The sequence below is a fragment of the Methylobacterium sp. WL6 genome, from assembly GCF_008040095.1.
In the GTDB taxonomy this organism is placed as follows: Bacteria; Pseudomonadota; Alphaproteobacteria; order Rhizobiales; family Beijerinckiaceae; genus Methylobacterium.
The window spans coordinates 1-22,827 of sequence record NZ_VRVH01000052.1; the positions used below are offsets into that span (position 1 = coordinate 1).

Consider the following 22,827-nt stretch of genomic DNA (forward strand, 5'->3'; position numbering starts at 1 on the left):
CAAGCCGGCGAGGATCAGGGCCGCGACCGCGACGGCGGCGGCGACCAGCATCAGCCGCAGCGGCCGGCGGCGTGCGGGCTGGACGGCGAGCGTGGCGCCTACGGACATGCGACGAGGATCCGGTTCGCGAACTGCACCCCGTAGCCGGAAGCGGCCGTCAGCGCCTCGAAGAACGCCTCGCTCATCCCGGGGGCGCCGGCCTCCGCCGTCTTGGGCTCGGGGGTCTTCGGCCGCGTCACCGTCGCCGCGCAGCCGCTCGGTGCGCCGACGAGCGTCGCGGCATCCGGCGCCTCGGACAGGCCGAAGGACACGAAGTAGGTCGGGTCGTAGACCTCGAGCGCGAGCACGCCGCGCCCCTGCGCGGGCGGCGTCTTCAGCGGCAGGCGGAAGCTCAGGGTGAGGGTGTCGCCCTCCATCGCCATCCGCGGCTCGACCGGGTCGGCGAAGGCCTGCTCCTTGCCGCCGACCTTCAGCTTGGTGAAGTAGCCGAACTCGGCGAGATTCCCGGTGTTCTCGGCGGCGAGGGTCTGAAGCTCGTCCGGCGTCAGCTTGCCGTCCTTGTTCGCGTCGAGCCCCTGGGTGACGAAGGCCGTGTAGGCGGCGTCGAAGGTCCAGACGTGGCGTACCGCGACCACCTTGCCGCCCGCGTACCCAATCTCGGCCTTCGCGGTCACCCAGACGTGCGGGTGGGCCGCTGCGGGCGCGACGGCGGAGGCCAGCCATGCGGCGGCCAGTGCGGGACGAAGGATCGCGGCTGTCGGCTTCATGCGTTTGGGACGCTCGCGGCGCTGTGGTGAAGGATCCGTTAAGCGCGGGCCACCTTGTCCGCAGGCGCTGGGGCGAAAGCGAGGCGGAGCGCGACGCGGCCGATGCGCGGAGCGGTCGAGCGGGTGGCCCGAGGAATCGTCGTCATGGCCATGGCGGGCCGATCGTATTACCCGAGCGGACCGAAGGTCGGCCGCCGCCACGGCAAGATCCCGCGCCGTTCGCCCGCACCGTCATCCAACCGTCATGATGGCGTCGCAGGCAGGCGCCGACCCGTCAGGCCAGAGGCTTTCCATGGACTTTCACCGCCGCTTCACTGTGCTGATGTGCGCGCCGGCCTTCGATCCGGACGACCTCGAAGGCGTCCGCGTCGCGCAGATCGTCACCGCGGTCGAGGGGCGCGGCTTCGAGGTGATCCGGGCGCGGCGCGTCGAGGACGCGGCGATCGCCGTGCAGACCGACGCGGCGATCGGCTGCATGGTGGTCGACTGGGGCAAGCGCGGCCTCGACGGCAAGGCGGCCTCGCTGATCGACATGATGCGGCGGCGCGGCCTCGAGATGCCGATCGTCATCCTCGTGCGCCGCAAGCGGCTTGAGGACATCCCGGTCGAGCTGCTCGACTTCATCGACGGCTACATCTTCCTGGCGGAGGAGACGCCGGAATTCATCGCCCGCGGCCTCGTCTCCCGCGTGACCCAGTACGCCGAGACCCTGAAGACGCCGTTCTTCGGCGCGCTCGTCGACTACGCCGAGAAGGGCAACCAGCTCTGGACCTGCCCGGGCCACAACGGCGGCATCTTCTACAACCGCTCGCCGATCGGGCGGATCTTCGTCGAGCACCTCGGCGAGGCGATCTTCCGCGACGACCTCGACAACTCGGTCCTCGACCTCGGCGACCTCCTGACCCACGAGGGGCCGGCGCTGAAGGCGCAGAAGGAGGCGGCGCAGATCTTCGGGGCGGAGAAGACCTACTTCGTCCTCAACGGCACCTCGGCCTCGAACAAGGTGGTGCTCGGGTCTCTGGTCGCGGAGGGCGACCTCGTCCTGTTCGACCGCAACAACCACAAGGCCGCCCATCACGGCGCCCTGATGCTCGCCGGCGGCATCCCGATCTTCCTCGAGACCGACCGCAACGCCTACGGGCTGATCGGGCCGATCTACCACGAGGCCCTGGACGAGACCGCGATCCGTGAGAAGATCCGCCGCAACCCGCTGGTCGAGGACAAGGAGGCGTGGCGCCGCGAGCGTCCGTTCCGCGTCGCGGTGATCGAGCAGTGCACCTACGACGGCACGATCCTCGACGCGCAGGGCGTCGTCGAGCGGATCGGGCACCTGTGCGACTACATCCTGTTCGACGAGGCCTGGGCCGGCTTCATGAAGTTCCACCCGCTCTTCGTCGGCCGCTTCGCCATGGGCCTGAAGGGGCTCGACGAGACCTCGCCGGGCATCATCGCCACGCAATCGACCCACAAGCAGCTCGCGAGCTTCAGCCAAGCCTCGCAGATCCACACCAAGGACGGGCACATCCGCGGCCAGACCCGGCGCGTCGAGCACCGCCGCCTCAACGAAAGCTTCCTCGTCCACGCCTCGACCTCGCCGTTCTACCCGATCTTCGCCTCGCTCGACGTCGGGGCGCAGATGATGAAGGGCCGCTCGGGCATGATCCTGTGGGACGACACGATCCGTCTCGGGATCGAGTGGCGCAAGAAGGTCCGCGCCATCCGCCGCGAGTTCGAGGAGAAGGAGGGCGATCCGAACCGGCGCTGGTTCTTCGACGCCTTCGTGCCCGACGTGACCCCCGGCCCGGACGGCGTCAACGTGCCGTGGGAGAGCCTGACGACGGACGTGCTCGCCTCGGACCCCAAGCACTGGGAGCTGCGCCCCGGCGCGCGCTGGCACGGCTTCACCCATGTCGGGCCCGAGACCTCGCCCGGCTACGCGATGACCGACCCGAACAAGCTGACGGTGCTGACGCCGGGCTTCGACCGGGCGACCGGGGAATACGCCGCCCACGGCGTTCCGGCCCCGATCGTCGCGCAGTACCTGCGCGAGAACCGCATCGTCGCCGAGAAGAACGACCTGAACTCGCTGCTCTTCCTGCTGACCCCCGGCGTCGAATCCTCGAAGGCCGGCACGCTGATCTCGGGCCTCGTCGCCTTCAAGCGCCTGCACGACGACAACGTGCTCCTGGAGGACGCGATGCCGGAGTTCGTGCGACGGCGCCCGAACCGCTACCGCGGCGTGCGGCTTCGCGACCTTTGCGCCGACTTCCACGCCTTCCACCGCGAGCACGGCACCTCGATGCTCCAGCGCAAGCAGTTCCAGCCCGAGCACCTGCCCGAGATGGTGATGGCGCCCAAGGCCGCGGCGCAGATGCTGACCCGCAACAACGTCGATTTCGTCCCGATTGCCGAAGCCGAGGGGCGTGTGGCGACGACCTTGCTTCTGGTCTACCCGCCCGGGATCGGCACGGTGCTGCCCGGCGAGCGGATCGATGAGCGGGCCAAGCCGATGCTGGACTATTTTAAGATGTTCGAGCGCTCCGCGAACCTGTTTCCCGGCTTCGAGGCCGAGATCCAGGGCGTGTACCGTCAGGTCGAGCCGGACGGGCAGATCCGCTTCCACACCTACGTCATGCGCGAGGCGCGCTGATGGAGGACGCGGGCCCGGCGGGCGACTTCGCGATCCCAGAGCCGGCCGCGTCCTGCGCCGACATCGTCATCCGCCCGTCGTCGGACGCGGACCTCGCAGCGATGGTGGCGATCTACGAGCACCACATCCGCCGCGGCGTCGGCGACGTCGGCGACTTCGAGGAGGATCGCCTCCTCCCCGACGACCTGCGCCGGCGCCGCAAGACCATGCGCAAGAAGCGCCTGCCCCACCTCGTCGCCGACCGGAACGGTCAGGTCGCGGGCTACGCCTACGCGGTGCCGTTCCGGAAGCGGCCGGCCTACCGCTACACGCTCAAGCATTCGATCTACGTGCATCCCGAGCACCTGCATGCCGGGATCGGCCGACGCCTGCTGCCGGCGCTGATCGAGGCCTGCGCCGCGGGCGGCTACCGTCAGATGATCGGCTACATCGATTCCGAGAACGCGGCTTCGCTGCGCCTGCACGAGGCCTGCGGCTTCGTCCGCGTCGGCCACCTGCCCGCGGTCGGCTACAAGTACGGCCGCTGGAGCGACAGCGTGATGGTGCAATGCGCCCTCGGCTCCGGCTCCGACGACCAGCCCTCGACGTGGCGGAAGCCGGTGGAGGCGCTGGTGGCGGGGCACGACTGGACCGGGAAGTAGCCGGGGCCTGCCGCCCGCCGGTGCGCTGCGGCGAACTCCCGCCGGCGCGGCACGTTGTCGGACACCCGCGCTCGCGTCCCGGCGGACCGTCCATCGCCGTGAGCCGCGCGACCGCCTGCGACAAAGGACCCGGCATGCCCCGCTCCGACAGCCCCGTGCTGCAGCCCTACACCCTCGGCGACCTCACCCTCAGCAACCGCATCGTGATGGCGCCGCTGACCCGGAGCCGTTCCTCGACCGACGGCGTGCCGCCGGATTTCGCCGCCGATTATTACGGCCAGCGCGCCACCGCGGGGCTGATCATCTCGGAGGCGACCAACATCTCGCCGCAGGCCGTCGGCTACGCCTACACGCCGGGGATCTGGTCGGAGGCGCAGGTCGAGGCCTGGCGCCGGATCGTCGGCACGGTGCACGCCAACGGCGGCCGCATCTTCCTGCAGCTCTGGCACACGGGTCGGATCTCGCATCCCGACCTGCAACCGGAACATCGGCCGCCGGTCTCGGCCTCGGCGATCCGGCCGGAGGGCACCGCCTTCACCGAGGAGGGCATGAAGGCGCACGTGACGCCGCGCGCCCTGGAGGCCGACGAGATCCCGGGAATCGTCGAGGATTACCGGCGCGCCGCCGAGAACGCGAAGCGCGCCGGGTTCGACGGTGTCGAGATCCACTCGGCCAACAACTATCTGCTCGAGCAGTTCGTCCGCGATTCGACGAACACGCGCACCGACGCGTATGGCGGATCGATCGAGAACCGGCTGCGGTTTCCGCTCGCGGTGGTGAAGGCGGTCACGGACGTCTGGGGCGGCGGTCACCGCGTCGGCATCCGCCTCTCCCCGGCGACGACCGAGCCCGGCAAGACGCCCCTCGACAGCGATCCGCACGCGACCTTCGGCGCCTACGTCGATGCGCTGTCGCAGTTCGGCCTGCTCTACATCCACACCATCGAGGGCGTGACCCAGCAGACCCGCGACGTGCCCGACAGCGTCGACTTTCTCGACCTGCGGAAGCGCTTTTCGGGGGCCTATGTCGGCAACAACCAGTACACGCTGGAGCTGGCCGAGAAGGAGCTCGCGGATGGGCACGCCGACCTGTTCAGCTTCGGCCGGCCCTTCATCGCCAATCCCGACCTCGTGGGACGGCTGGCGTCCGGCGCCCCTCTCGCCGAGGCGCCGAAGCCGTACTGGTACGGCGGCGGTGCCAACGGCTACTCGGATTGGCCCGGCATGAACGGGCCGGTGGCGATCAAGCGCTGACGCTCGGACCCGGCGCGCTCACGGGGCGCGCCGGGTCGCGCGCGAGGTTCAGTGCTGCAGGATCTTCGACAGGAACTGCTGCGCGCGCTCGCTGCGCGGCTGGCCGAAAAAGTCGTCCTTGCGGGCGTCCTCGACGATCTCGCCGCGATCCATGAAGATGACCCGGTCGGCGACCTTGCGGGCAAAGCCCATCTCGTGGGTCACCACCATCATGGTCATGCCCTCCTTCGCGAGCTCGACCATCACGTCGAGCACCTCGCCGACCATCTCGGGGTCGAGCGCCGAGGTCGGCTCGTCGAACAGCATCACCACCGGGTTCATCGCCAGCGCGCGGGCGATCGCCACGCGCTGCTGCTGACCGCCGGAGAGCTGGCCGGGATACTTGTTGGCGTGCGCCGACAGGCCGACGCGGGCGAGCAGGTCGAGCCCCTTCTTCTTCGCCTCCTCGGCCGGGCGCTTAAGCACCTTGCGCTGGGCGACGGTGAGATTCTCGGTGATCGAGAGGTGCGGAAACAGCTCGAAGTGCTGGAACACCATCCCCACGCGGGAGCGGAGCTTCGGCAGGTCGGTGGCCTTGTCGACGACCTTGGTGTCGTTGACCGTGATCTGGCCCTTCTGGATCGGCTCCAGAGCGTTGACGCACTTGATCAGGGTCGACTTGCCCGAGCCCGAGGGGCCGCAGACCACCACGACCTCGCCCTTGGCGACCTGCGTGGTGCAGTTCGTCAGCACCTGAAAGTCGCCGTACCACTTGCTGACGTTGTCGATGGCGATCATCGGCGCGCCGGTCGCGAGCTTCGGCGGCGGGCTCGACAGCGGGCCGGACTGCAGGCCGGCATCCGTCGGCGCGACGGAGCCGGGAGCGACGGGGGTCTTGGCGGTGGGGGCCGGCATCGGCGTCGAGGTCATAACGCGGTCCTTGTACGGCGATCAGCGGATGATGGCGACGCGGCGCTGCAGCCGGCGTACCAGGAACGAGGCCGAGAAGCACACGGCGAAGTAGACGACCGCGGCGAACAGGTACATCTCGACCAGGCGCCCGTCGCGCTGGGCCACCTTCGAGGCCGCCCCCAGGAAGTCGGTCAGCGACAGCACGTAGACCAGCGAGGTGTCCTGGAAGAGGACGATCGTCTGCGTCAGAAGCAGCGGCAGCATGTTGCGGAAGGCCTGCGGCAGCACGACGGTGATCATCGTCTGCGCGTAGGTCATGCCCAGCGCGTAGGCCGCCCCGGTCTGCCCCTTCGGGATCGACTGGATGCCGGCGCGCATGATCTCGGAGAAGTACGCCGCCTCGAACAGCGTGAAGGTGATCAGCGCGGAGGAGAAGGCGCCGACCTGGATCGGGCGCGAGGCGCCGGTGAGGTAGGCGCCGATATAGGGGACCAGAAAGTAGAACCAGAAGATCACCAGCACGAGCGGCAGGGAGCGCATCAGCTCGACATAGACCTTGGCCACGTGCTTGAGGCCGGGCACGCCCGAAAGGCGCGCCATCGCCAGCAGGGTCCCGAGGATGACGCCCATGCCGGCGGCGAGCGCGGTCAGGGTGACGGTGAAGACCATGCCCTGACCGAACAGGTAGGGCAGCGATCCGAAGACGACGCCGAAATCGAAGTTCGAGAACATCAGCGCTGCCCGAGAACCGCCACGCTGCGCTCCAGGAGGGACGCGAGCAGGATGACGACGAGGTTGATGAGGACGTACAGGATGGTCGCCGCCGTGAACGCCTCGAAAACCTGGAACGAGAATTCCTGCATCGAGCGCGCGCGGGCCGTCAGCTCGAGCAGGCCGATGGTGAGGGCGACGGAGGTGTTCTTGAGGTTGTTCAGGAACTCCGAGGTCATCGGCGGCAGGATGATCCGGTAGGCGTTCGGCAGCAGCACGTAGCGATAGGTCTGGTAGACCGTGAAGCCCATCGCCGTGCCGGCGAGGCGCTGGCCCCGGGGCAGCGACTGGATGCCGGCGCGGACCTGCTCGGCGACGCGGGAGGCGGTGAAGAACCCGAGGCAGACGACGCCGGTGTAGAACGGGGCGTTCGGCAGCTGCTTCAGCGCGTTGCCCCACGCCTGCGGCAGCACCTCCGGAAGCACGAAGTACCACAGGAACATCTGCACCAGCAGCGGGATGTTGCGGAACAGCTCGACATAGGCCGTGCCGACGGCATTGGCGCCCTTGGAGGGCAGCGTCCGCATCACGCCGATCAGCGAGCCGAGGAAGAAGGCGATGATCCAGGAGCAGAGCGCGGTCGCGATCGTCCAGACCAGGCCCGAGAGCAGCATGTCGGCGTAGGTGCCGGTGCCTTCGGGCGATTGTTCGAAGAAGATGCCCCAGTTCCAGTTGTAGTTCATCGCCCGCGCTTCACCGTTCTCGTTCGTTCGATCCGTGTCGCGGATCCCGGGCGGCAGTGCCGCCCGGGATCCGCCGGCTCAGGCTCAGTAGGCGGCCGGGTCGGCGCTGTCGCTCGGGCTCTTGAACTGCTTGGCCATCGCCTCGCTCATCGGAAGCTTGAGGTTGATGTTGCGCGGCGGGATCGGCTTCTCGAACCACTTGCTGTAGAGCGCCTTGCCCTCGGGGCTCTCGTACAAAGCCTTCGTCGCGGCATCCGCCACCGCCTTGAACGGCGCGTCGTCCTTGCGCAGCATGATGCCGTAGGGCTCGGGCTTCGACAGGGCTTCCGTCGAGATCTCGTAGGCGTCGGGGGTCTTGGAGCCGGCGACCAGTGAGGCGAGCAGCACGTCGTCCATCACGAAGGCGACGGCACGGCCGGTCTCGACCATCAGGAACGCCTCGGCGTGGTCCTTGGCGGGCAGGATCGTCAGGCCCATGCTCTTGGCGGTGTTGGCCTCGTTGATCTGCTTGATGTTCGTCGTGCCCGAGGTCGAGACCACGGTCTTGCCCTTGAGGTCGTCGATCGTGTGCAGCTTGGCGTCCTTCTTCGAGACGTAGCGCGTCGCCGTCAGGAAGTGGGTGTTGGTGAATGCCGCCTGCTTCTGGCGGTCGGCGTTGTTCGTCGTCGAGCCGCACTCGAGATCGATCGTGCCGTTGGCGATCAGCGGGATGCGGGTCGCGGAGGTGACCGGGTTGAGCTTCACCTCCATGCCCGGGAGCTTGAGTTCCTTCTTCACCGCCTCGGCGATCTTGAGGCAGATGTCCATCGCGTAGCCGACCGGCTTCTGGTCGCCGTCGAGGTAGGAGAACGGAACCGAGGAGTCACGGTAGCCGATGGTCAGGGCGTTGGTGTCCTTCACCTTCTTCAGCGTGCCGGTCAGCTCCTGGGCCTGCGCGCCGGCGGAGACCACGGCCGCGCCGAGCGCGAGGGCGACCACGATCCCGCGACGATCGAACTTGGATTGCGTCAAAACGAAACTCCCGAAACGAGCCGCACGAACATGGCGGCGTGTGGCGGACGCGCAGAAAGCGGCCGGCGCTGGCCGTGCCTCTGCAATGATGGTGCCGGAACCCGGACGGGCGAAGCAAGCTTGGCCGATATGGTGGGGACAACTCTCGCGAGCATCGGGACCGGGTCGTCCCGCACCGTCGCGGGACCGGGACCGATTTCGGTCTTCGTCCGTAAGCGGTCTGCCCGCATGGAGCGAGGCCGTCGCGCGTCGGCGTTCACAGGTTCCACCCGGTTGTCGATCCGAACCTCGGAGCCGGGCAATTTCGCCCATGCAGGGTGCAGTGTGCACGTTTCGTGAGCGGGCGCACCGGGAATCCGGGGTTCGGCGACGATTATGCCTGGAAAGCCGCCAATCTGTCTCGCCGCGTAGGCATGAAAGAGCCGCCCCGCGTGGTGCGGGACGGCTCGGACGCGGCGACGTGAGGACGCGCTACTTGGTCAGCTCGTTGCCGGCGTAATCGATGTTGCCGGCCGCGTTCTTCTTCCACTGGTACATCACGTAGTCGGGCTTCGTGATGTCGCCCTTCTTGTCGTAGGCGATCGGGCCGACGACGGTGTCGACCGGCTTGCCCTGGTGCAGCCAGTCCGCGAGCTTCTTGCCGTCGGTCGACCCGGTCTCGGACATGGCCTTGGCCAGCACCTGGACCGCGGCGTACGAGTAGAGGGTGTAGCCCTCCGGATCGATGCCCTTCGCCTTGAAGCCGGCGAGCGCGTCCTTGGCGTTGGGGTTCTTGCGCGCGTCCGGCGGGAACGTCGTCAGCGTGCCCTCCGCCGCCGGCCCGGCGATCGCCACCAGCTCCTTGTCGACGAGGCCGTCGCCGCCCATCAGCGGCGCCTTCAGGCCCTGATCGCTCATCTGGCGCAGGATCAGGCCGGCTTCGGTGTAGTAGCCGCCGAAGTAGACCACGTCGATCTTGGCGGATTTCAGCTTCGACACGAGCGCGGAATAGTCCTTCTCGCCCGGGTTGATGCCCTCGTAGATCGCGTCCTTGCCGCCCTTGGCCTTCAGCGCCTTCAGGGTCTCGTCGGCGAGGCCCTTGCCGTAGGGGGTCTTGTCGTGGACGAAGGCGATCTTCTTGCCCTTGAAGTGCGTCGCGAGATACTCGCCCGCGACCGCGCCCTGCTGGTCGTCGCGACCGCAGGTGCGGAACACGTTCCAGAGGCCGCGCTCGGTGAACTTCACCGCCGTCGAGGCCGGCGTGACCTGGATGATGCCGGCGTCCTGGTAGACGTCGGAGGCCGGGATCGAGACGCCGGAATTGTAGTCGCCGACCACCACTTTCACGCCGTCGGAGGCGAACTTGTTGGCGACCGAGACGCCTTGCTTCGGATCGGACGCGTCGTCGCCGACGAGGACCGAGAACGTCGTGCCCTTCACCGCCCCGGACTTGTTCAGGTCCTCGACGGCCTGGGTGGCGCCGTTCTTGAGCTGCGTGCCGATCGCGGCGCTGTTGCCGGTGATCGGCGCGGCGATGCCGAGCTTGACCTCGGCCGCCTGGGCCGCCGCGAGCATGGCACCGAGCCCGAGGCCCGCCAGTAGTAACGCTCTCATCTCAAATCCCCTTGGTTGTGATCTGAATTCGGACCGTCGGCGCCGGGCAAGAATCGTGCGCTCGGCACGCACGCGCGCCGATTGAGATCACGGCCCGCCGGCCGCCGGCTCGCGTGTCCGCCACGTCAGCGGCGAAGTCCGCTCGTAGAGCCAGCGATACTGGGTCGTCATCTGCCGCGTCCGCGTCCATCGGTAGCCCGCCGCGCCGACGATCATGACGACGATGGCGTCGACCGCATAGTATTGGGCTGACAAAAGCGTGCCGCCGAATAGCGCGAAGTGGATGAATCGCACCGCCGCCGCCACCGCGAGGAGCGCCGGCACGATCTGCCAGAACGGGCGCCATGCCTTGGCCAGGCCGCGGGCGGCCATCCACCCGGCCCAGCCGCCCATCGCGACGGTGACGAGGAGGAAGAGGCCGATCGACTCCTCTTCGTAGATCAGGCCCTGCATCGCGTCAGACCTCCACCGGGGCGCCGTGGCCGCCCTCGAGATAGGCGGCCTTGATCGCGGGGTCGGCGAGCAGCGCCCGGCCGGTGCCGCTCATGGTGATGCGCCCGTTGACCAGCACGTAGCCGCGATGCGCCAGCTTCAGCGCGTGGTAGGCGTTCTGCTCCACGAGGAAGATCGTCATGCCGTCGCGCCGATTGAGGTCGCGCACCGCGTCGAAGATGCCCTTCACCACCAGCGGCGCGAGCCCGAGCGAGGGCTCGTCGAGCAGCAGGAGGCGCGGCCGGCTCATCAGCGCGCGGGCGATGGCCAGCATCTGCTGCTCGCCGCCGGACATGGTGCCGGCGCGCTGGGTCAGCCGCTCCTTCAGGCGGGGGAACAGGGCGCAGACGCGCTCCAGGTCCTGGGCGAAGTACCGCCCGTCGTGGAGCGCGGCGCCCATCTGCAGGTTCTCGTGCACGCTCATGCGCGGGAAGACCCGGCGGCCCTCCGGCGACTGCGCGATCGCGAGCCGCGCGATCTCGTGGGTCGGCAGGCGGGTGATGTCGCGCCCGTCGTAGGTGATGGTGCCTTCGCGCGCCTGCGGCGCCCCGAAGATCGTCATCATCAGGGTCGACTTGCCGGCGCCGTTGGCGCCGATCAGCGTGACGATCTCGCCCTCGGTGACGTCGAGATCGACGCCGCGCAAAGCCGCGACGCTGCCGTAGTAGGTCGAGACGCCGCGCACCGCGAGCAGGGTCTTGGCCGGAGCCTTCCCGGCCGCGAGCGCCCGGGTCTCCTCCACGAGCACGTTGATCCCGGCGACGCTCAAGCCTCGACCTCCAGATGGGTGACGGTGAGGCCGACCTCCGCCTCGACGGCCTCGACCTCCTCGTCCTCGACGCCGAGATAGGCGGCGATGACGCGCGGGTCGGCCCGGACCTCGCCGGGGGTGCCGTCGGCGATCTTCACGCCGTAATCGAGCACGACGACGTGGTCGGAGATCTCCATCACCACGGACATGTCGTGCTCGATCAGCAGCACGGAGGTGTCGTGCGCGTCGCGGATGTGGCGGAGCAGCGCGTTGAGCTCGCCCGATTCGCGCGGGTTGAGGCCGGCGGCCGGCTCGTCGAGGCAGAGCAGCACCGGCTCGGTGCACATCGCGCGGGCGATCTCGAGCCGGCGCTGGGCGCCGTAGGGCAGGTCGCCGGCGGGGTCGTCGGCCCGCTCGATCAGGCCGATGCGGACGAGCCACTCCTTCGCCCGCTCGATCGCCGCGGCCTCGGCCCGGCGGTAGACCGGCAGGCCGAGCAGCCCGAGCACGGTCATGCCCGACGCTCGCATCAGCGGCGCGTGCTGGGCGACGAGAAGGTTCTCCAGCACCGTCATCCCCTGGAACAGGCGGATGTTCTGGAAGGTGCGCGCGACCCGGCCGATCCGGTTCACGGCATGGTTCGGCAGGCGCTCCAGCAGATGCTTCGAGCCGTCGGCATGGGCGAGCGTCAGCATCCCCTCGGTCGGCTTGTAGAAGCCGGTGATGCAGTTGAAGACGGTGGTCTTGCCGGCGCCGTTCGGCCCGATCAGCGCGGTGATGTCGCCGCGATGGGCCTGGAACGACAGGTCGCCGACGGCTGTCAGCCCACCGAAGCGCATGGTCAGGTGGTCGACGGTCAGCACGGCGTCGGCGCGGGTGGTCGGCTCGGTCATCAGCCGTGGCCCTCGCTGACATGCGCGCCCGAGATCGCGCGGCGCTCGCCCAGCGCCACCGAGGGCGTTCGCTCCGAGATCAGCCCGCGCGGGCGCCAGACCATCATCGCCACCATGGCGAGGCCGAACAGCAGCAGGCGGTACTCGTTCGGGTCGAAGCCCTGGCCGAAGACGGACTTCAGGAAGCCGAGGTTTCGCAGCATCTCGGGGCCGCCGACCATCGCCACCGCGGCGATGGCGACGCCGACCTGGCTGCCCATGCCGCCGAGCACCACGATCGCCAGGATGATCGCGCTCTCCAGGAAGTTGAAGCTCTCCGGGGAGATGAACCCCTGGCGCACGGCGAAGAACGAGCCGGCGAAACCGCCGAAGGCGGCGCCGAGGGCGAAGGCCGTCAGCTTCGTCGTGGTGGTGTTGATGCCGAGCGAGCGGCAGGCGATCTCGTCCTCGCGCAGGGCCTCCCAGGCGCGGCCGATCGGCAGCCGCCGCAGCCGCAGCGTCACGACGTTGGTAATCAGGGCGAGCGCGAGGATGAGGTAGTACAGGAACACGACCCGGTGCATCGAGTCGAAGGTCAGCCCGAAGCGGGCGGCGAACCCGTCCTCGCCCGCGGTGAAGGGGATGCCGAAGAAGGTCGCGCGCGGGATCGACGAGATGCCGGCGCCGCCACCGGTGACGTCGACCCAGTTGATCAGGACGAGGCGGATGATCTCGCCGAAGGCCAGCGTCACGATGGCGAGGTAGTCGCCGCGCAGGCGCAGCACGGGGAAGCCGAGCAGCATGCCCCACAGGGCGGCGAACAGGCCCGCGAGCGGCAGGCAGATCCAGAACGACAGGCCGAAGGTGGTGGAGAGCAGCGCGTAGGAGTAGGCGCCGACCGCGTAGAAGGCGACGTAGCCGAGATCGAGCAGGCCGGCGAGGCCGACGACGATGTTGAGGCCCCAGCCGAGCATCACGTAGGTGAGGATCAGGATGCCGAGGTCGATCCAGTAGCGTCCCTCCCCGAGGCTGCCGCTCGCGAGCGCGGCGACGACGGGCAGCGTCAGCGCCACGCCGATGAACAGCCACAGGGCCAGCATCGAGACCCGCTGCCCGGCATTCGGCATGCCGGCGACCGCTTCCGTCGCCTGGGACCGCGACGGCCTGAGCGCGCGGCGGGCGTCGCGGCGCATCAGGACCAATCGCTGCGCGAGGCGGGCCAGGAAGATCGCGGCGCAGAGCCCGGCGACGAGAACCCAGCGCGGCGTCAGCTCGAGCCCGCCGGTGGGGCCGGCATCGGTCCGGAAGCTGACCACGGGCACGCAGAGCGCGAAGGCTCCGAGCGCGTAGATGGCGGCATCCTTCAGGATGCCGGTGAGGCCGTCGGCCCCGCGGGTGGCAGCGGCCATCAGACCTTCTCGACCTCGGCGCGGCCGAGAATCCCCGACGGCATGAAGATGAGCACCACGGCGAGAATCGAGAACGCGGCCACGTCCTTGTACTCGATCGAGAAATAGGCCGACCAGAACGTCTCGATCAGCCCGATGATCAGGCCGCCCAGCACCGCGCCCGGCAGCGAGCCGATGCCGCCCAGCACCGCGGCGGTGAAGGCCTTCACGCCGGGCACGAAGCCGTCGGAGAAGGAGACCACGCCGTAATACATCAGGTAGAGCACGCCCGCGACGGCCGCGAGCGCGGCGCCGAGCACGAAGGTCAGCGAGATCGTGCGGTCGACGTCGATGCCCAGCAGCGCCGCCATCTTGCGGTCCTGCTCGCAGGCGCGCTGCGCCCGGCCGAAGGGCGTGCGTTGGACGAGGTACCAGAAGCCGGTGAGCAGCACCGCGGTCACCGCCATGATCAGGCACTGCTTGTAGGATAGGAACACCTGGAACCCGTCGGTCTCGAACAGGGTGATCCCGCCTGAGAGCATCGGCGGCAGCGGCTTGTTGCGCGCGCCCTGCGTCACCTGGACGAAGTTCGAAAGGAAGATCGAGACCCCGATCGCCGAGATCAGCGGCGCCAGCCGGAACGACCCGCGCAACGGCCGGTAGGCGACCCGCTCGATCGCCCAGCCCCAAAGCGCGGTCAGCACCATCGAGACGACGAGCACGATCAGGAAGGCCAGGGCGATCGAGGAGACGCCGAGCCAGGCGGTGAGGATCAGGAAGCCGATCAGCGCGATGAAGCTCGACACCATGAAGACGTCGCCGTGCGCGAAGTTGACCATGCCGATGATGCCGAACACCATCGTGTAGCCGATCGCGATCAGGCCGTAGATCGACCCGAGCGTCAGCCCGTTGATCAACTGCTGTACGAAGACATCCATCGCGTGTCCGTCTCTCTCGCCCGCGGCCGGCGGCGCATGGCGTATGGGGCAAGGCCGGGCAGGGCAAGTCCCGAACCGGCAGATCCCGGACGCGCAAGTCCCGTACCGCACGAGCGGCGCCGCCGCCACACCGTGCGACGCCCTTCAACCGCAACCGGCCGCGCCCGTGCCGGAGCATAGCCCTCGGCGCGACGAAAACGCCACGCCGGAAAATCCAATCCCCGCGAAAAACAAAAGTCGCGGACCCACGGATTAAACCGTCCTGGCCGCTTGCGCATGGCGCGCTTCCTGCTTCACATTCGTTAACGCGAAATCTCGTGCCGGCTCGCTTTCGCCCAGGAGTTCCCGATGACAGGTTCGCGGCTGACCACCTTGATCTTCGTCGGGATGCTGCTCGGCATCGTCGTCGGATACCTGTGCAGCATCACCTGGCCGGACCCGCAGACCTCCAAGGAGATCGCCGGCTACATCGCGCTGATCAGCGACATCTTCCTGCGGCTGATCAAGATGATCATCGCCCCGCTCGTGTTCTCGACGCTCGTCGTCGGCATCGCCCATCTCGGCGACACCGCCAGCGTCGGCCGCGTCGGCGGCAAGGCGCTGCTGTGGTTCGTCGGCGCCTCGTTCTGCTCGCTGATGCTCGGCCTCGTGCTCGTCAACATCATGCAGCCCGGCCACAACCTGAACCTGCCGCTGCCCGACGTCGGCGCCGGCACCGGCCTCAAGGCGGCCTCGCTGTCGCTGAAGGAGTTCGTCACCCACCTCGTGCCCAAGAGCGCGGTCGAGGCGATGGCCAACAACGAGATCCTGCAGATCGTCGTGTTCTCGATCTTCTTCGGCGTGGCGCTCGCCGCGCTCGGCGAAAAGGGCGCGTTCCTGGCCAAGGGCATCGAGGGCCTCGCCGACGTGATGCTCAAGGTCACCGGCTACGTGATGCTGTTCGCCCCCGTCGCGGTGTTCGCGGCGATCGCGGCGACGATCACCACGCAGGGCATCGGCGTGCTGGTGACCTACGGCAAGTTCCTGGTCGAGTTCTACATCGGGCTGGGCGTGCTCTGGGGCGCGCTCATGGGCGTCGGCTTCCTGCTGCTCGGCGGAGCCGGGATCAAGCGGCTGTTCAACCTGATCAAGGAGCCGTTCGTGCTCGCCTTCTCGACCGCGTCGAGCGAGGCGGCCTACCCGAAGATGCTGACCAACCTCGAGCAGTTCGGCGTGCCCAACCGCATCACCTCGTTCGTGCTGCCGATGGGCTACTCGTTCAACCTCGACGGCTCGATGATGTACTGCACCTTCGCGGTGATGTTCATCGCGCAGGCGTACAACATCCCCCTCACCTGGGGTCAGCAGCTGACGATGCTGTTCCTGCTGATGGTGACCTCGAAGGGCATGGCCGGCGTGCCGCGCGCCTCGCTCGTGGTGATCTCGGCGACGCTGACGCAGTTCAACATCCCCGAAGCCGGGCTGCTGCTGATCATCGGCATCGACCAGTTCCTCGACATGGGCCGCTCGGCCACCAACGTACTCGGCAACAGCATCGCCACCGTGGCCGTCGCCAAGTGGGAGGGGCAGCTCTCGACGAGCGACCAGCGCCTCGACCACGTCGGCGCCGTGGCGGCGGCCGAGTAGGCGGTCGTCCGATCCGGGACCGGCCGCCGGTCCCGATCCCTTCCCGCTGCCCGGATCAGGAGTTTCGCGATGGCGTCAGGCACGGTGACGGCGGCGTTGGCGGCGGGGCTGCTGGCGATCGCGGGGCCTGCGGGCGCGGTCGACGTTCTCACCGGCTCCCTGAAGACCATCGCCGCGAAGGGCGAGGTGGTGATCGGCTATCGCACCAGCTCGGTCCCGTTCTCCTTCGTCGAGGGCAAGCAGGCCGACGGCAGCCCGCGCCCGATCGGCTACGCGATCGACCTCTGCGGCGAGATCGTCGACGAGATCGGCCGCGAGACCGGACGCACCGACCTGAAGGTGCGCTACGAGCCGGTGACCTCCGAGACGCGGTTCGCGGCGGTGTCCGGCGGCAAGGTCGATCTCGAATGCGGCTCCACCACCGCCAACGCCGAGCGCCGCCGCACGGTCGCGTTCTCGCCGGTGACCTTCATCAGCGCGACGAAGCTCCTCGTGGCCCGGGCCTCGCCGATCGCGTCCTATCGCGACCTCGGCGGCAAGAAGGTCGTGGTCACCGCCGGCACCACCAACGAGGCCGCCGTCCGCGACATCCTCGCCAAGCTCAAGCTGCAGGCCGAGATCCTGAGCGGAAAGGACCACGCGGAATCCTACGCCATGGTCAAGGACGGCCGCGCCGACGCCTTCGCCACCGACGACATCCTGCTCTACGGCCTGATCGCCAACGATTCCGCCGACGGCGCGAAGTACACGGTGCTGCCGGACAAGCTGTCGTTCGAGCCCTACGGCATCATGTTCCGCAAGGACGACCCGGAGCTGGCGGGCGCCGTCGCCGCGACCTTCGCGCGGCTGGCCGAAAGGCGCGAGCTGCGCTGGACCTACGAGCGCTGGTTCCTCAAGCGCCTGCCGAACGGCGAGCGGCTGAACGTGCCGATGTCCAACGACCTGCACACCAGCTTCCAGCTGATCGGGTTGGAGGATTGACGCGGCCTCGATGGCGGCTGGTCGCGTCGTCATTCACCGACGCGAGCGAACGAACGAGATGCGGGCACCTTTTCCGTCCAGGCTGACGTAGCGAAGAAATGACACGTGTCTCCCCTCCCCCCTCTGCGGGGAGGGTGGCCCGCGCAGCGGGTCGGGAGAGGGGAGCGCGCTGTCCGGATACGGCGCTCCCCTCTCCCGACCCTCGCTGACGCGAGGCCCACCCTCCCCCGCAGAGGGGGGAGGGAAGGCGCGCTCTTCAGCGACCGTTTGTGATGTGCGACTATCGTAGGCGTGGTGGGCCTGGGGCTTCTCGCCGTTCGAACCGGCACACGCGGACGCGTCAGGGCCCTCTCGAAGACCATGGCGCGTCTTCAATTATCGCGACGCGCGCGACGCAAGCTCACCCCTGCCCGGCCTCGGCCTTGCGGTACTCGCGCCCGTGCTCGCAGTAGCCCTCGACGATGCGCACCATCATCGCGCGCTTGTCGGCATCGAGCGGTCCGAGGATGCGGGCCGGGCGGCCGCCCCAGAGATAGCCGCCCTCGAGCAGCTGGCCGGGATCGGTGGTGGCCCCTGCGGCGAGCATGACGTCGTCGGCGATCACCGTGCCGGGCGCGACCGTCGCGCCGATGCCGATCAGCGAGCGGGCGCCGATGCGGCTGTCGCCGATGCGGACGTTGTGGCCGATCGTGGTGTCGCGGCCGATGACGACGCCCTCCCCTCGGGTGCGGATCACCGTGTTGTCCTGGATGTTGGTGTCGGCGCCGACCACGATCGGCCCGACCTCGGCATGGAGGTCGCACGAGAACAGCACGCTCGATCCGGCGCCGAGCCCGACGCGGCCGCGGATGCGGGCCGTGCTGGCGACGTAGACCGTCTCGTCGACCTCGGGCGGGTCGCCGGCGGCGACCGCGGCCGGATCGCCCGCGGCCTCGCGCAGGCGCTCGGCGCGCTCGTCGATCTCGGCCCGATCGATCGGGCGCTGCGGCTTGGCCGGGCTGCCGGCGTAGACGAAGCCGCCGGCGAGCTGGGCGCGCGGAAACACCGTCGCGCCGGCCTCGATCACGACGCCGTCGCCGACGCTCGCCCCGTCGAGGATCACCACGTCGTCCTCGATCACCACGTCGGACCCGACCGTGCAGGCATGAACCACGCTGTTGCGCCCGACCGTGACCCGGTCGCCGACGCGGGTGCCGTGGGTGAAGGTCGCGATGTGGACGGTGGAGCGGTGGCCGAGCCAGAACCGGTCGCCGAGCGTCACCGGCTGCCCGTCGGCGCGGATCACGCCGTCGTCGCCGATCCAGGCCTGGCTGCCGAGGCGGACGGCGCCGATCGCCGTGCTGCCGCGCCCGCACCAGACAGGGCGGCTCGCGAATTCCGGCAGGACGCCATCGTAGGGCAGGATCAGTTCAGGCGTCACGTCTTCGTCCTTCGGCGCGGATCGGCCGCTTCCCGCGGGGAGCGGGCCGATATGCCATATAGGCGCAGGCGGTGGCCGAGTCAGGCGCAAGCGTGTTTCGTCGTCACGCCGCCGTCACCCGCGTCGCCGCGATGAGAGACCGATGCCCGCTGCTTCCCTGCCCTCCGTCAGCATCCAAGCCGAGCCCTTCGACGTCGCCGCCGAGATCGACGCGCTGAACGCGCGGCTCGCCGGTCGCGCCGGCGCGGTCGTCACCTTCACCGGCCTGTGCCGCGACGAGGGCGGCCGGCTGACGGCGCTGGAGCTCGAGCATTATCCCGGCATGGCCGAAGCCGAGATCGGGCGCGTGGCGGCGGCGGCCGAAGCGCGCTGGCCGCTCCAGGCGGTCCGGGTGATCCATCGCTACGGCCGCGTCGCGCCGGGCGCGGGCATCGTGCTGGTGCTCACCGCATCGAGCCACCGCGTCGCGGCCTTCGAGGCGGCGAGCTTCCTGATGGACTACCTCAAGACGCGCGCCCCGTTCTGGAAGCGCGAGCATCTCGTCGACGGGACCAACGGCGGTTGGGTCGAGGCGGCGGAGGCGGACGACGCGGCCGCCGCGCGCTGGGCCGCGATCCTCGGTGCAGAGGCGGCGCCCGAGGGTTGACCCGGGCGGCGCGGGGGCGCTCGTGAGCGCCGACGCCGCACCAGTTTCGAAGGACGACATGGCCGAACCCAAGACCGAAGCGTTCGCCGGGCCCGTCGGCCCCTGGCGAGGGACGCTGCCGCTCGCCGCATCCGGCATCGCCGTGGTGTCGTTCGTGGCGCTGCTGGCGCTGGCCTGGATGTCGGTGGCGACGCTGTTCCTGGTCTTCGCCGGGGTGCTCCTCGGCGTCTTCCTCGACGGGCTGACCCGTGGCCTCGGCCACGTCCTGCCCCTGCCCCGCGGCCTGCGGCTGACGATCGCCAGCCTCGCGGTCGCGGCGGCGGCCATCGGCCTGATCGGCTTCGGCGGCGCGACCGTGGTGCAGCAGGGGCGCGACCTCGGCCAGACGATCAAGAGCCAGGCGGGCACGGTCACGTCCTGGCTGTCGTCCTACGGCATCGACCTGCCGATCCTCGACTCCGTCGGCGGGCCGGACGGCAAGGGCAAGGACGAGAAGCCCGCGCCCAAGGACGACGACAAGAAGCCGGAAGGCCTCGGCGGCCTCGCCTCGAGCGCGATCAAGAGCCCGGGCTCGCTCCTGTCGGATGCGGGCAACGTTCTGGGCCCGGCGGCGGCGGTGATCATCGGGCTGTTCAGCGCGCTCGGCAACGTGCTGGTGATCGTCTTCCTCGGCCTGTCCTTCGCCGCCGATCCGGCGAGCTACCGCGACGGGGTGCTGCGCTTCATCCCGCCCAGGAAGCGCGATCGCTGGTCGAAGGTGCTCGACGGGGCCGGCGAGACCCTGCGGCATTGGCTGTTCGGCCAGCTCATCACGATGACGGTGATCTTCCTGTGCATTTGGGGCGGCCTCGCCTTCCTCGGCATCGGCGGCTCGCTGATTCTCGGGCTCCAGGCCGGCCTGCTGGCCTTCGTGCCGACGGTGGGTCCGCTCGTCGCCGGCGTGATCATCCTGCTGGCGAGCCTCGCCTCGGGGGTGAACGCGCTGCTCGGCGCGCTCGGCGTCTACCTGCTGGTGCAGTGCCTGGAGAGCTACGGGCTGACGCCGTTCATCCAGAAGCGCGCCCTCGACATCCCGCCGGCGACGATCTTCGCCGGGCAGCTCGTGCTCGGCGTGATCTTCGGCCTGTGGGGCATCGCGCTGGCCCTGCCGATGATGGCGGTGATCAAGGTGCTGCTGGAGCAGCTCTACGTCGAGGACACGCTCGGCGAGGACGCCACGGTCTGACGCGCTGTGGACGCCCTACCGTTCCAGGGCGCCCTCGATCATCGCGGCGACGGCGAGGGCCCGCCCGTCGTCGCCGAACCGGGCGATCACCTGCACGCCGACGGGCAGTCCGTCCCCCGGCACCGGCACGTTCACGCAGGGCACGCCCATCAGCGTCCACAGGCGGTTGAAGCGGGCGTCGCCCGTCGAGGCCAGCGTCCGCGGCGCGAAGCCGGGGGCCGAATAGGTCAGGATCGCGTCGAAATCCGAGAACAGCGTCTTCAGCAGGCGCCGCGCCCGGTGCGCCTTGCGGCGGGCGTCGTCGTAGGCGGCCGCGTCGAGCCCCTGCGCGGCGTCGAGCTGCGGACCGAGCCGCGGGCTCACGGCGTCGCGATGGTGGGCGTATTCCCAGGCCAGCGCCTGGCGCGCCTCGAAATCCTGGACCGTCCCGTGGCTCTCGAACGCCGCGGCGAACTCCGCCGGCAGCGCGAAGTCGCGCACCAGCGCGCCCGCGCGCTCGGCCGCCTGCCGCGCACGGTCGAGCGCTCCCTGCGCCTCGGGCGCCGGGGCTTCGGCGTAGTCCTGCGTCACGACCATGACCCGCGGCGTGCCGGGCGCGGTGCCGCCGAGGTCGATCGCCGGACGGCCGGCGATCAGCGCCAGCGCGTGGGCGACGTCGCCGATGCCGGCTCCGAACAGGCCGAGCGTGTCGAGGGCCCACGAGAACGTCTTCACGCCCACCGTCGGCAGCAGCCGGAACGACGGCTTGATCGCGGCGCAGCCGCAGAAGCTCGCCGGCCGGATCACCGAGCCGCCGGTCTGGGTGCCGAGGGCCAGCGGCAGCATCCCGGCCCCGACCGCGGCGGCGGAGCCCGCCGAGGAGCCGCCGGGCGTGTGGTTCGAATCGTGCGGGTTCGTGGTCTCGGTCGGATCGACGCTGGCGAAGGGCGAGGTCGTGGTCTTGGCCAGCGCCACCGCGCCCAGCGCCTTGAGCCGCATGACGATGGCGGCGTCGGCCTTCGGGCGCCAGCCGTCGTAGATCGGCGAGCCCATCTGCGTCGGCATCGCGGCGGTGTCGATGATGTCCTTGACGCCCACCGCGATCCCGGCGAGCGGCCCGGCATCGGTGACGGCGGGCGCGGGATCGGTGACGACGGTGGCGCGCACCACCGGATCGCGCGCGAGGATCGCCTCCTGCGACAGGCGGATCGCGCCCTCCGGCGTGAGGGTGCCGGCTTCAATGCGGCGGCGCAGGTCGACCAACGAAAGCATCACGCGTCCTTGACTTGAGGGCCCTTCGCGAAGGCCACCGGTTCCGGGGCGGGTCCGACGACGACCGCCGGGGGCGCCGGTGCAGGTTTCGTGCGCGGATGCGCGAAGGCCCGGCCGGCGGTGCCCGGGGCGTAGCATGCGCAAGGCCCCGCCGCGACGGCGGCAGCGTTAGCATCGCGTTTACGCGTCCGTGATCATTCTCCGCGTCATGTGGCGTAGCGTTCTCGCATTCTCCGCCCTTGCGCTGTTCGGCGCGGGGCTCACCGGCTGTGCGATCAACAAGTTTGAGCGCCGCGACGCCTGGCGCGACCAGGCGGAGCAGGTGTGCCTGGCCAAGAAGCTCGTCGAGCCGACCGAGTTCGTCGTCCCGTCCAAGGAGATCGACGGGCCCGGCCCCTGCGGCATGACGCAGCCGTTCCGGGTGACGCGGCTCGGCGGCGGCGCCGTGGTCCTGAAGCAGCGCATGACGCTCGGCTGCCCGGCGCTCGCGCAAGCCGAAGCCTGGCTCGCCGACACGATCCAGCCGGCGGCGAACCTGTATTTCGGCCAGCCGGTCGCCGAGATCAACGCCGGCTCCTACGCCTGCCGCGGGCGCAACAACCAGGTCGGCGCCAAGCTGTCCGAGCATTCCTTCGGCAACGCCATCGACGTGATGTCGTTCAAGCTCGCCGACGGCTACGTCATCACCGTCAAGGGCGGCTGGCGCGGTACGGAGGCCGAGCAGGGCTTCCTGCGCGAGGTCTTCATCGGGGCCTGCCAGCGCTTCACCACCGTGCTGGCGCCCGGCTCCAACGTGTTCCACTACGACCACATCCACGTCGACCTGGCGCGCCACGACCCGCGCGGGCTGAAGCGGATCTGCCAGCCGCTGATCAAGTTCACGCCACAGCTCGGCTCGGACAGCCCGCGGCCAATGTCCCGCCCCCGCCCGCCCGAGCGCCAGCCGGCGCCGCCGCAGGCCCCGGTGGATATCGAGG

General features: G+C 69.5%; 21 protein-coding genes. 8 read left to right on the forward strand and 13 right to left on the reverse strand.

What is annotated here, in order from left to right:
* Positions 1-98 precede the first annotated feature (98 nt).
* Positions 99-767 carry a DUF1007 family protein gene (locus FV230_RS09970; protein WP_147842258.1) on the reverse strand — a complete coding sequence of 223 codons (669 nt, stop codon included), beginning with the start codon at positions 765-767 and terminating at the stop codon, positions 99-101.
* A gap of 292 nt (positions 768-1,059) precedes the next feature.
* Here FV230_RS09970 and FV230_RS09975 point away from each other — a divergent pair, with 292 nt between their 5' ends.
* From FV230_RS09975 to FV230_RS09985, 3 genes are all read left to right on the forward strand, one after another.
* Entirely contained in the window at positions 1,060-3,417 is a 2,358-nt protein-coding gene (locus FV230_RS09975) for an Orn/Lys/Arg decarboxylase N-terminal domain-containing protein (protein ID WP_147842259.1), read from the forward strand.
* A complete protein-coding gene (locus FV230_RS09980) occupies positions 3,417-4,058 on the forward strand; it encodes a GNAT family N-acetyltransferase (protein WP_147725906.1) in 642 nt (213 codons plus the stop codon). Before FV230_RS09975 ends, FV230_RS09980 begins: the two co-directional genes overlap by 1 nt.
* Positions 4,059-4,192: 134 nt before the next feature.
* Positions 4,193-5,311, forward strand: a complete 1,119-nt coding sequence (locus FV230_RS09985) for an alkene reductase (protein WP_147725907.1) — start codon at positions 4,193-4,195, stop codon at positions 5,309-5,311.
* A 48-nt stretch (positions 5,312-5,359) separates the two neighbouring features.
* On the opposite strand, the gene FV230_RS09990 is transcribed toward FV230_RS09985, so the two are convergent.
* The 10 genes from FV230_RS09990 to FV230_RS10035 form a co-directional block, all read right to left on the reverse strand.
* Complete coding sequence (locus tag FV230_RS09990; RefSeq protein ID WP_147725919.1) at positions 5,360-6,088, reverse strand: amino acid ABC transporter ATP-binding protein; 729 nt, start codon at positions 6,086-6,088, stop codon at positions 5,360-5,362.
* A gap of 153 nt (positions 6,089-6,241) precedes the next feature.
* A complete protein-coding gene (locus FV230_RS09995) occupies positions 6,242-6,934 on the reverse strand; it encodes an ABC transporter permease subunit (RefSeq protein WP_147725908.1) in 693 nt (230 codons plus the stop codon).
* Entirely contained in the window at positions 6,934-7,656 is a 723-nt protein-coding gene (locus FV230_RS10000; protein ID WP_147842260.1) for an amino acid ABC transporter permease, read from the reverse strand. Before FV230_RS10000 ends, FV230_RS09995 begins: the two co-directional genes overlap by 1 nt.
* Positions 7,657-7,740: 84 nt before the next feature.
* Positions 7,741-8,637, reverse strand: a complete 897-nt coding sequence (locus FV230_RS10005) for a transporter substrate-binding domain-containing protein (RefSeq protein WP_147842271.1) — start codon at positions 8,635-8,637, stop codon at positions 7,741-7,743.
* 501 nt (positions 8,638-9,138) lie between these two features.
* Positions 9,139-10,260 carry a branched-chain amino acid ABC transporter substrate-binding protein gene (locus FV230_RS10010; protein ID WP_147842261.1) on the reverse strand — a complete coding sequence of 374 codons (1,122 nt, stop codon included), beginning with the start codon at positions 10,258-10,260 and terminating at the stop codon, positions 9,139-9,141.
* A gap of 87 nt (positions 10,261-10,347) precedes the next feature.
* Positions 10,348-10,713 carry a DUF6867 family protein gene (locus FV230_RS10015; protein WP_147842262.1) on the reverse strand — a complete coding sequence of 122 codons (366 nt, stop codon included), beginning with the start codon at positions 10,711-10,713 and terminating at the stop codon, positions 10,348-10,350.
* A 4-nt stretch (positions 10,714-10,717) separates the two neighbouring features.
* Entirely contained in the window at positions 10,718-11,521 is an 804-nt protein-coding gene (locus FV230_RS10020; protein WP_147725912.1) for an ABC transporter ATP-binding protein, read from the reverse strand.
* Complete coding sequence (locus FV230_RS10025) at positions 11,518-12,396, reverse strand: ABC transporter ATP-binding protein (protein WP_147725913.1); 879 nt, start codon at positions 12,394-12,396, stop codon at positions 11,518-11,520. Before FV230_RS10025 ends, FV230_RS10020 begins: the two co-directional genes overlap by 4 nt.
* Positions 12,396-13,784: a high-affinity branched-chain amino acid ABC transporter permease LivM gene (gene livM / locus FV230_RS10030; protein ID WP_147842263.1), complete on the reverse strand. Its 1,389-nt coding sequence runs from the start codon at positions 13,782-13,784 to the stop codon at positions 12,396-12,398. Before livM ends, FV230_RS10025 begins: the two co-directional genes overlap by 1 nt.
* On the reverse strand, positions 13,784-14,701 hold the full coding sequence (locus FV230_RS10035) for a branched-chain amino acid ABC transporter permease LivH (protein ID WP_147842264.1): 918 nt from the start codon (positions 14,699-14,701) through the stop codon (positions 13,784-13,786). Before FV230_RS10035 ends, livM begins: the two co-directional genes overlap by 1 nt.
* 348 nt (positions 14,702-15,049) lie before the next feature.
* Here FV230_RS10035 and FV230_RS10040 point away from each other — a divergent pair, with 348 nt between their 5' ends.
* Entirely contained in the window at positions 15,050-16,327 is a 1,278-nt protein-coding gene (locus FV230_RS10040) for a dicarboxylate/amino acid:cation symporter (RefSeq protein ID WP_147725916.1), read from the forward strand.
* Positions 16,328-16,396: 69 nt separating this feature from the next.
* Positions 16,397-17,308: an amino acid ABC transporter substrate-binding protein gene (locus tag FV230_RS10045; RefSeq protein ID WP_147842265.1), complete on the forward strand. Its 912-nt coding sequence runs from the start codon at positions 16,397-16,399 to the stop codon at positions 17,306-17,308.
* A gap of 400 nt (positions 17,309-17,708) precedes the next feature.
* On the opposite strand, the gene FV230_RS10050 is transcribed toward FV230_RS10045, so the two are convergent.
* Complete coding sequence (locus tag FV230_RS10050; protein ID WP_147842266.1) at positions 17,709-18,728, reverse strand: gamma carbonic anhydrase family protein; 1,020 nt, start codon at positions 18,726-18,728, stop codon at positions 17,709-17,711.
* A gap of 142 nt (positions 18,729-18,870) precedes the next feature.
* Here FV230_RS10050 and FV230_RS10055 point away from each other — a divergent pair, with 142 nt between their 5' ends.
* Positions 18,871-19,374, forward strand: a complete 504-nt coding sequence (locus FV230_RS10055) for a molybdenum cofactor biosynthesis protein MoaE (RefSeq protein WP_147842267.1) — start codon at positions 18,871-18,873, stop codon at positions 19,372-19,374.
* Positions 19,375-19,432: 58 nt separating this feature from the next.
* Complete coding sequence (locus FV230_RS10060) at positions 19,433-20,599, forward strand: AI-2E family transporter (protein ID WP_147842268.1); 1,167 nt, start codon at positions 19,433-19,435, stop codon at positions 20,597-20,599.
* A gap of 15 nt (positions 20,600-20,614) precedes the next feature.
* On the opposite strand, the gene FV230_RS10065 is transcribed toward FV230_RS10060, so the two are convergent.
* Positions 20,615-21,850, reverse strand: coding sequence for an amidase (locus tag FV230_RS10065; RefSeq protein ID WP_147842269.1), 1,236 nt, complete (start codon positions 21,848-21,850; stop codon positions 20,615-20,617).
* Positions 21,851-22,058: 208 nt separating this feature from the next.
* Here FV230_RS10065 and FV230_RS10070 point away from each other — a divergent pair.
* Positions 22,059-22,827, forward strand: a 769-nt coding sequence (locus tag FV230_RS10070; protein ID WP_147842270.1) for an extensin family protein, incomplete at its 3' end; no start/stop codon positions are given.

Excerpts from the sequence above, each read along its gene's own strand:
- FV230_RS09970 (WP_147842258.1), bottom strand. The coding sequence starts at position 767 with ATGAAGCCGACAGCCGCGATCCTTCGTCCCGCACTGGCCGCCGCATGG.
- FV230_RS09975 (WP_147842259.1), top strand. The coding sequence starts at position 1,060 with ATGGACTTTCACCGCCGCTTCACTGTGCTGATGTGCGCGCCGGCCTTC.
- FV230_RS09980 (WP_147725906.1), top strand. The coding sequence starts at position 3,417 with ATGGAGGACGCGGGCCCGGCGGGCGACTTCGCGATCCCAGAGCCGGCC.
- FV230_RS09985 (WP_147725907.1), top strand. The coding sequence starts at position 4,193 with ATGCCCCGCTCCGACAGCCCCGTGCTGCAGCCCTACACCCTCGGCGAC.
- FV230_RS09990 (WP_147725919.1), bottom strand. The coding sequence starts at position 6,088 with ATGATCGCCATCGACAACGTCAGCAAGTGGTACGGCGACTTTCAGGTG.
- FV230_RS09995 (WP_147725908.1), bottom strand. The coding sequence starts at position 6,934 with ATGTTCTCGAACTTCGATTTCGGCGTCGTCTTCGGATCGCTGCCCTAC.
- FV230_RS10000 (WP_147842260.1), bottom strand. The coding sequence starts at position 7,656 with ATGAACTACAACTGGAACTGGGGCATCTTCTTCGAACAATCGCCCGAA.
- FV230_RS10010 (WP_147842261.1), bottom strand. The coding sequence starts at position 10,260 with ATGAGAGCGTTACTACTGGCGGGCCTCGGGCTCGGTGCCATGCTCGCG.
- FV230_RS10015 (WP_147842262.1), bottom strand. The coding sequence starts at position 10,713 with ATGCAGGGCCTGATCTACGAAGAGGAGTCGATCGGCCTCTTCCTCCTC.
- FV230_RS10025 (WP_147725913.1), bottom strand. The coding sequence starts at position 12,396 with ATGACCGAGCCGACCACCCGCGCCGACGCCGTGCTGACCGTCGACCAC.
- livM (WP_147842263.1), bottom strand. The coding sequence starts at position 13,784 with ATGGCCGCTGCCACCCGCGGGGCCGACGGCCTCACCGGCATCCTGAAG.
- FV230_RS10035 (WP_147842264.1), bottom strand. The coding sequence starts at position 14,701 with ATGGATGTCTTCGTACAGCAGTTGATCAACGGGCTGACGCTCGGGTCG.
- FV230_RS10040 (WP_147725916.1), top strand. The coding sequence starts at position 15,050 with ATGACAGGTTCGCGGCTGACCACCTTGATCTTCGTCGGGATGCTGCTC.
- FV230_RS10045 (WP_147842265.1), top strand. The coding sequence starts at position 16,397 with ATGGCGTCAGGCACGGTGACGGCGGCGTTGGCGGCGGGGCTGCTGGCG.
- FV230_RS10055 (WP_147842267.1), top strand. The coding sequence starts at position 18,871 with ATGCCCGCTGCTTCCCTGCCCTCCGTCAGCATCCAAGCCGAGCCCTTC.
- FV230_RS10060 (WP_147842268.1), top strand. The coding sequence starts at position 19,433 with ATGGCCGAACCCAAGACCGAAGCGTTCGCCGGGCCCGTCGGCCCCTGG.
- FV230_RS10065 (WP_147842269.1), bottom strand. The coding sequence starts at position 21,850 with ATGCTTTCGTTGGTCGACCTGCGCCGCCGCATTGAAGCCGGCACCCTC.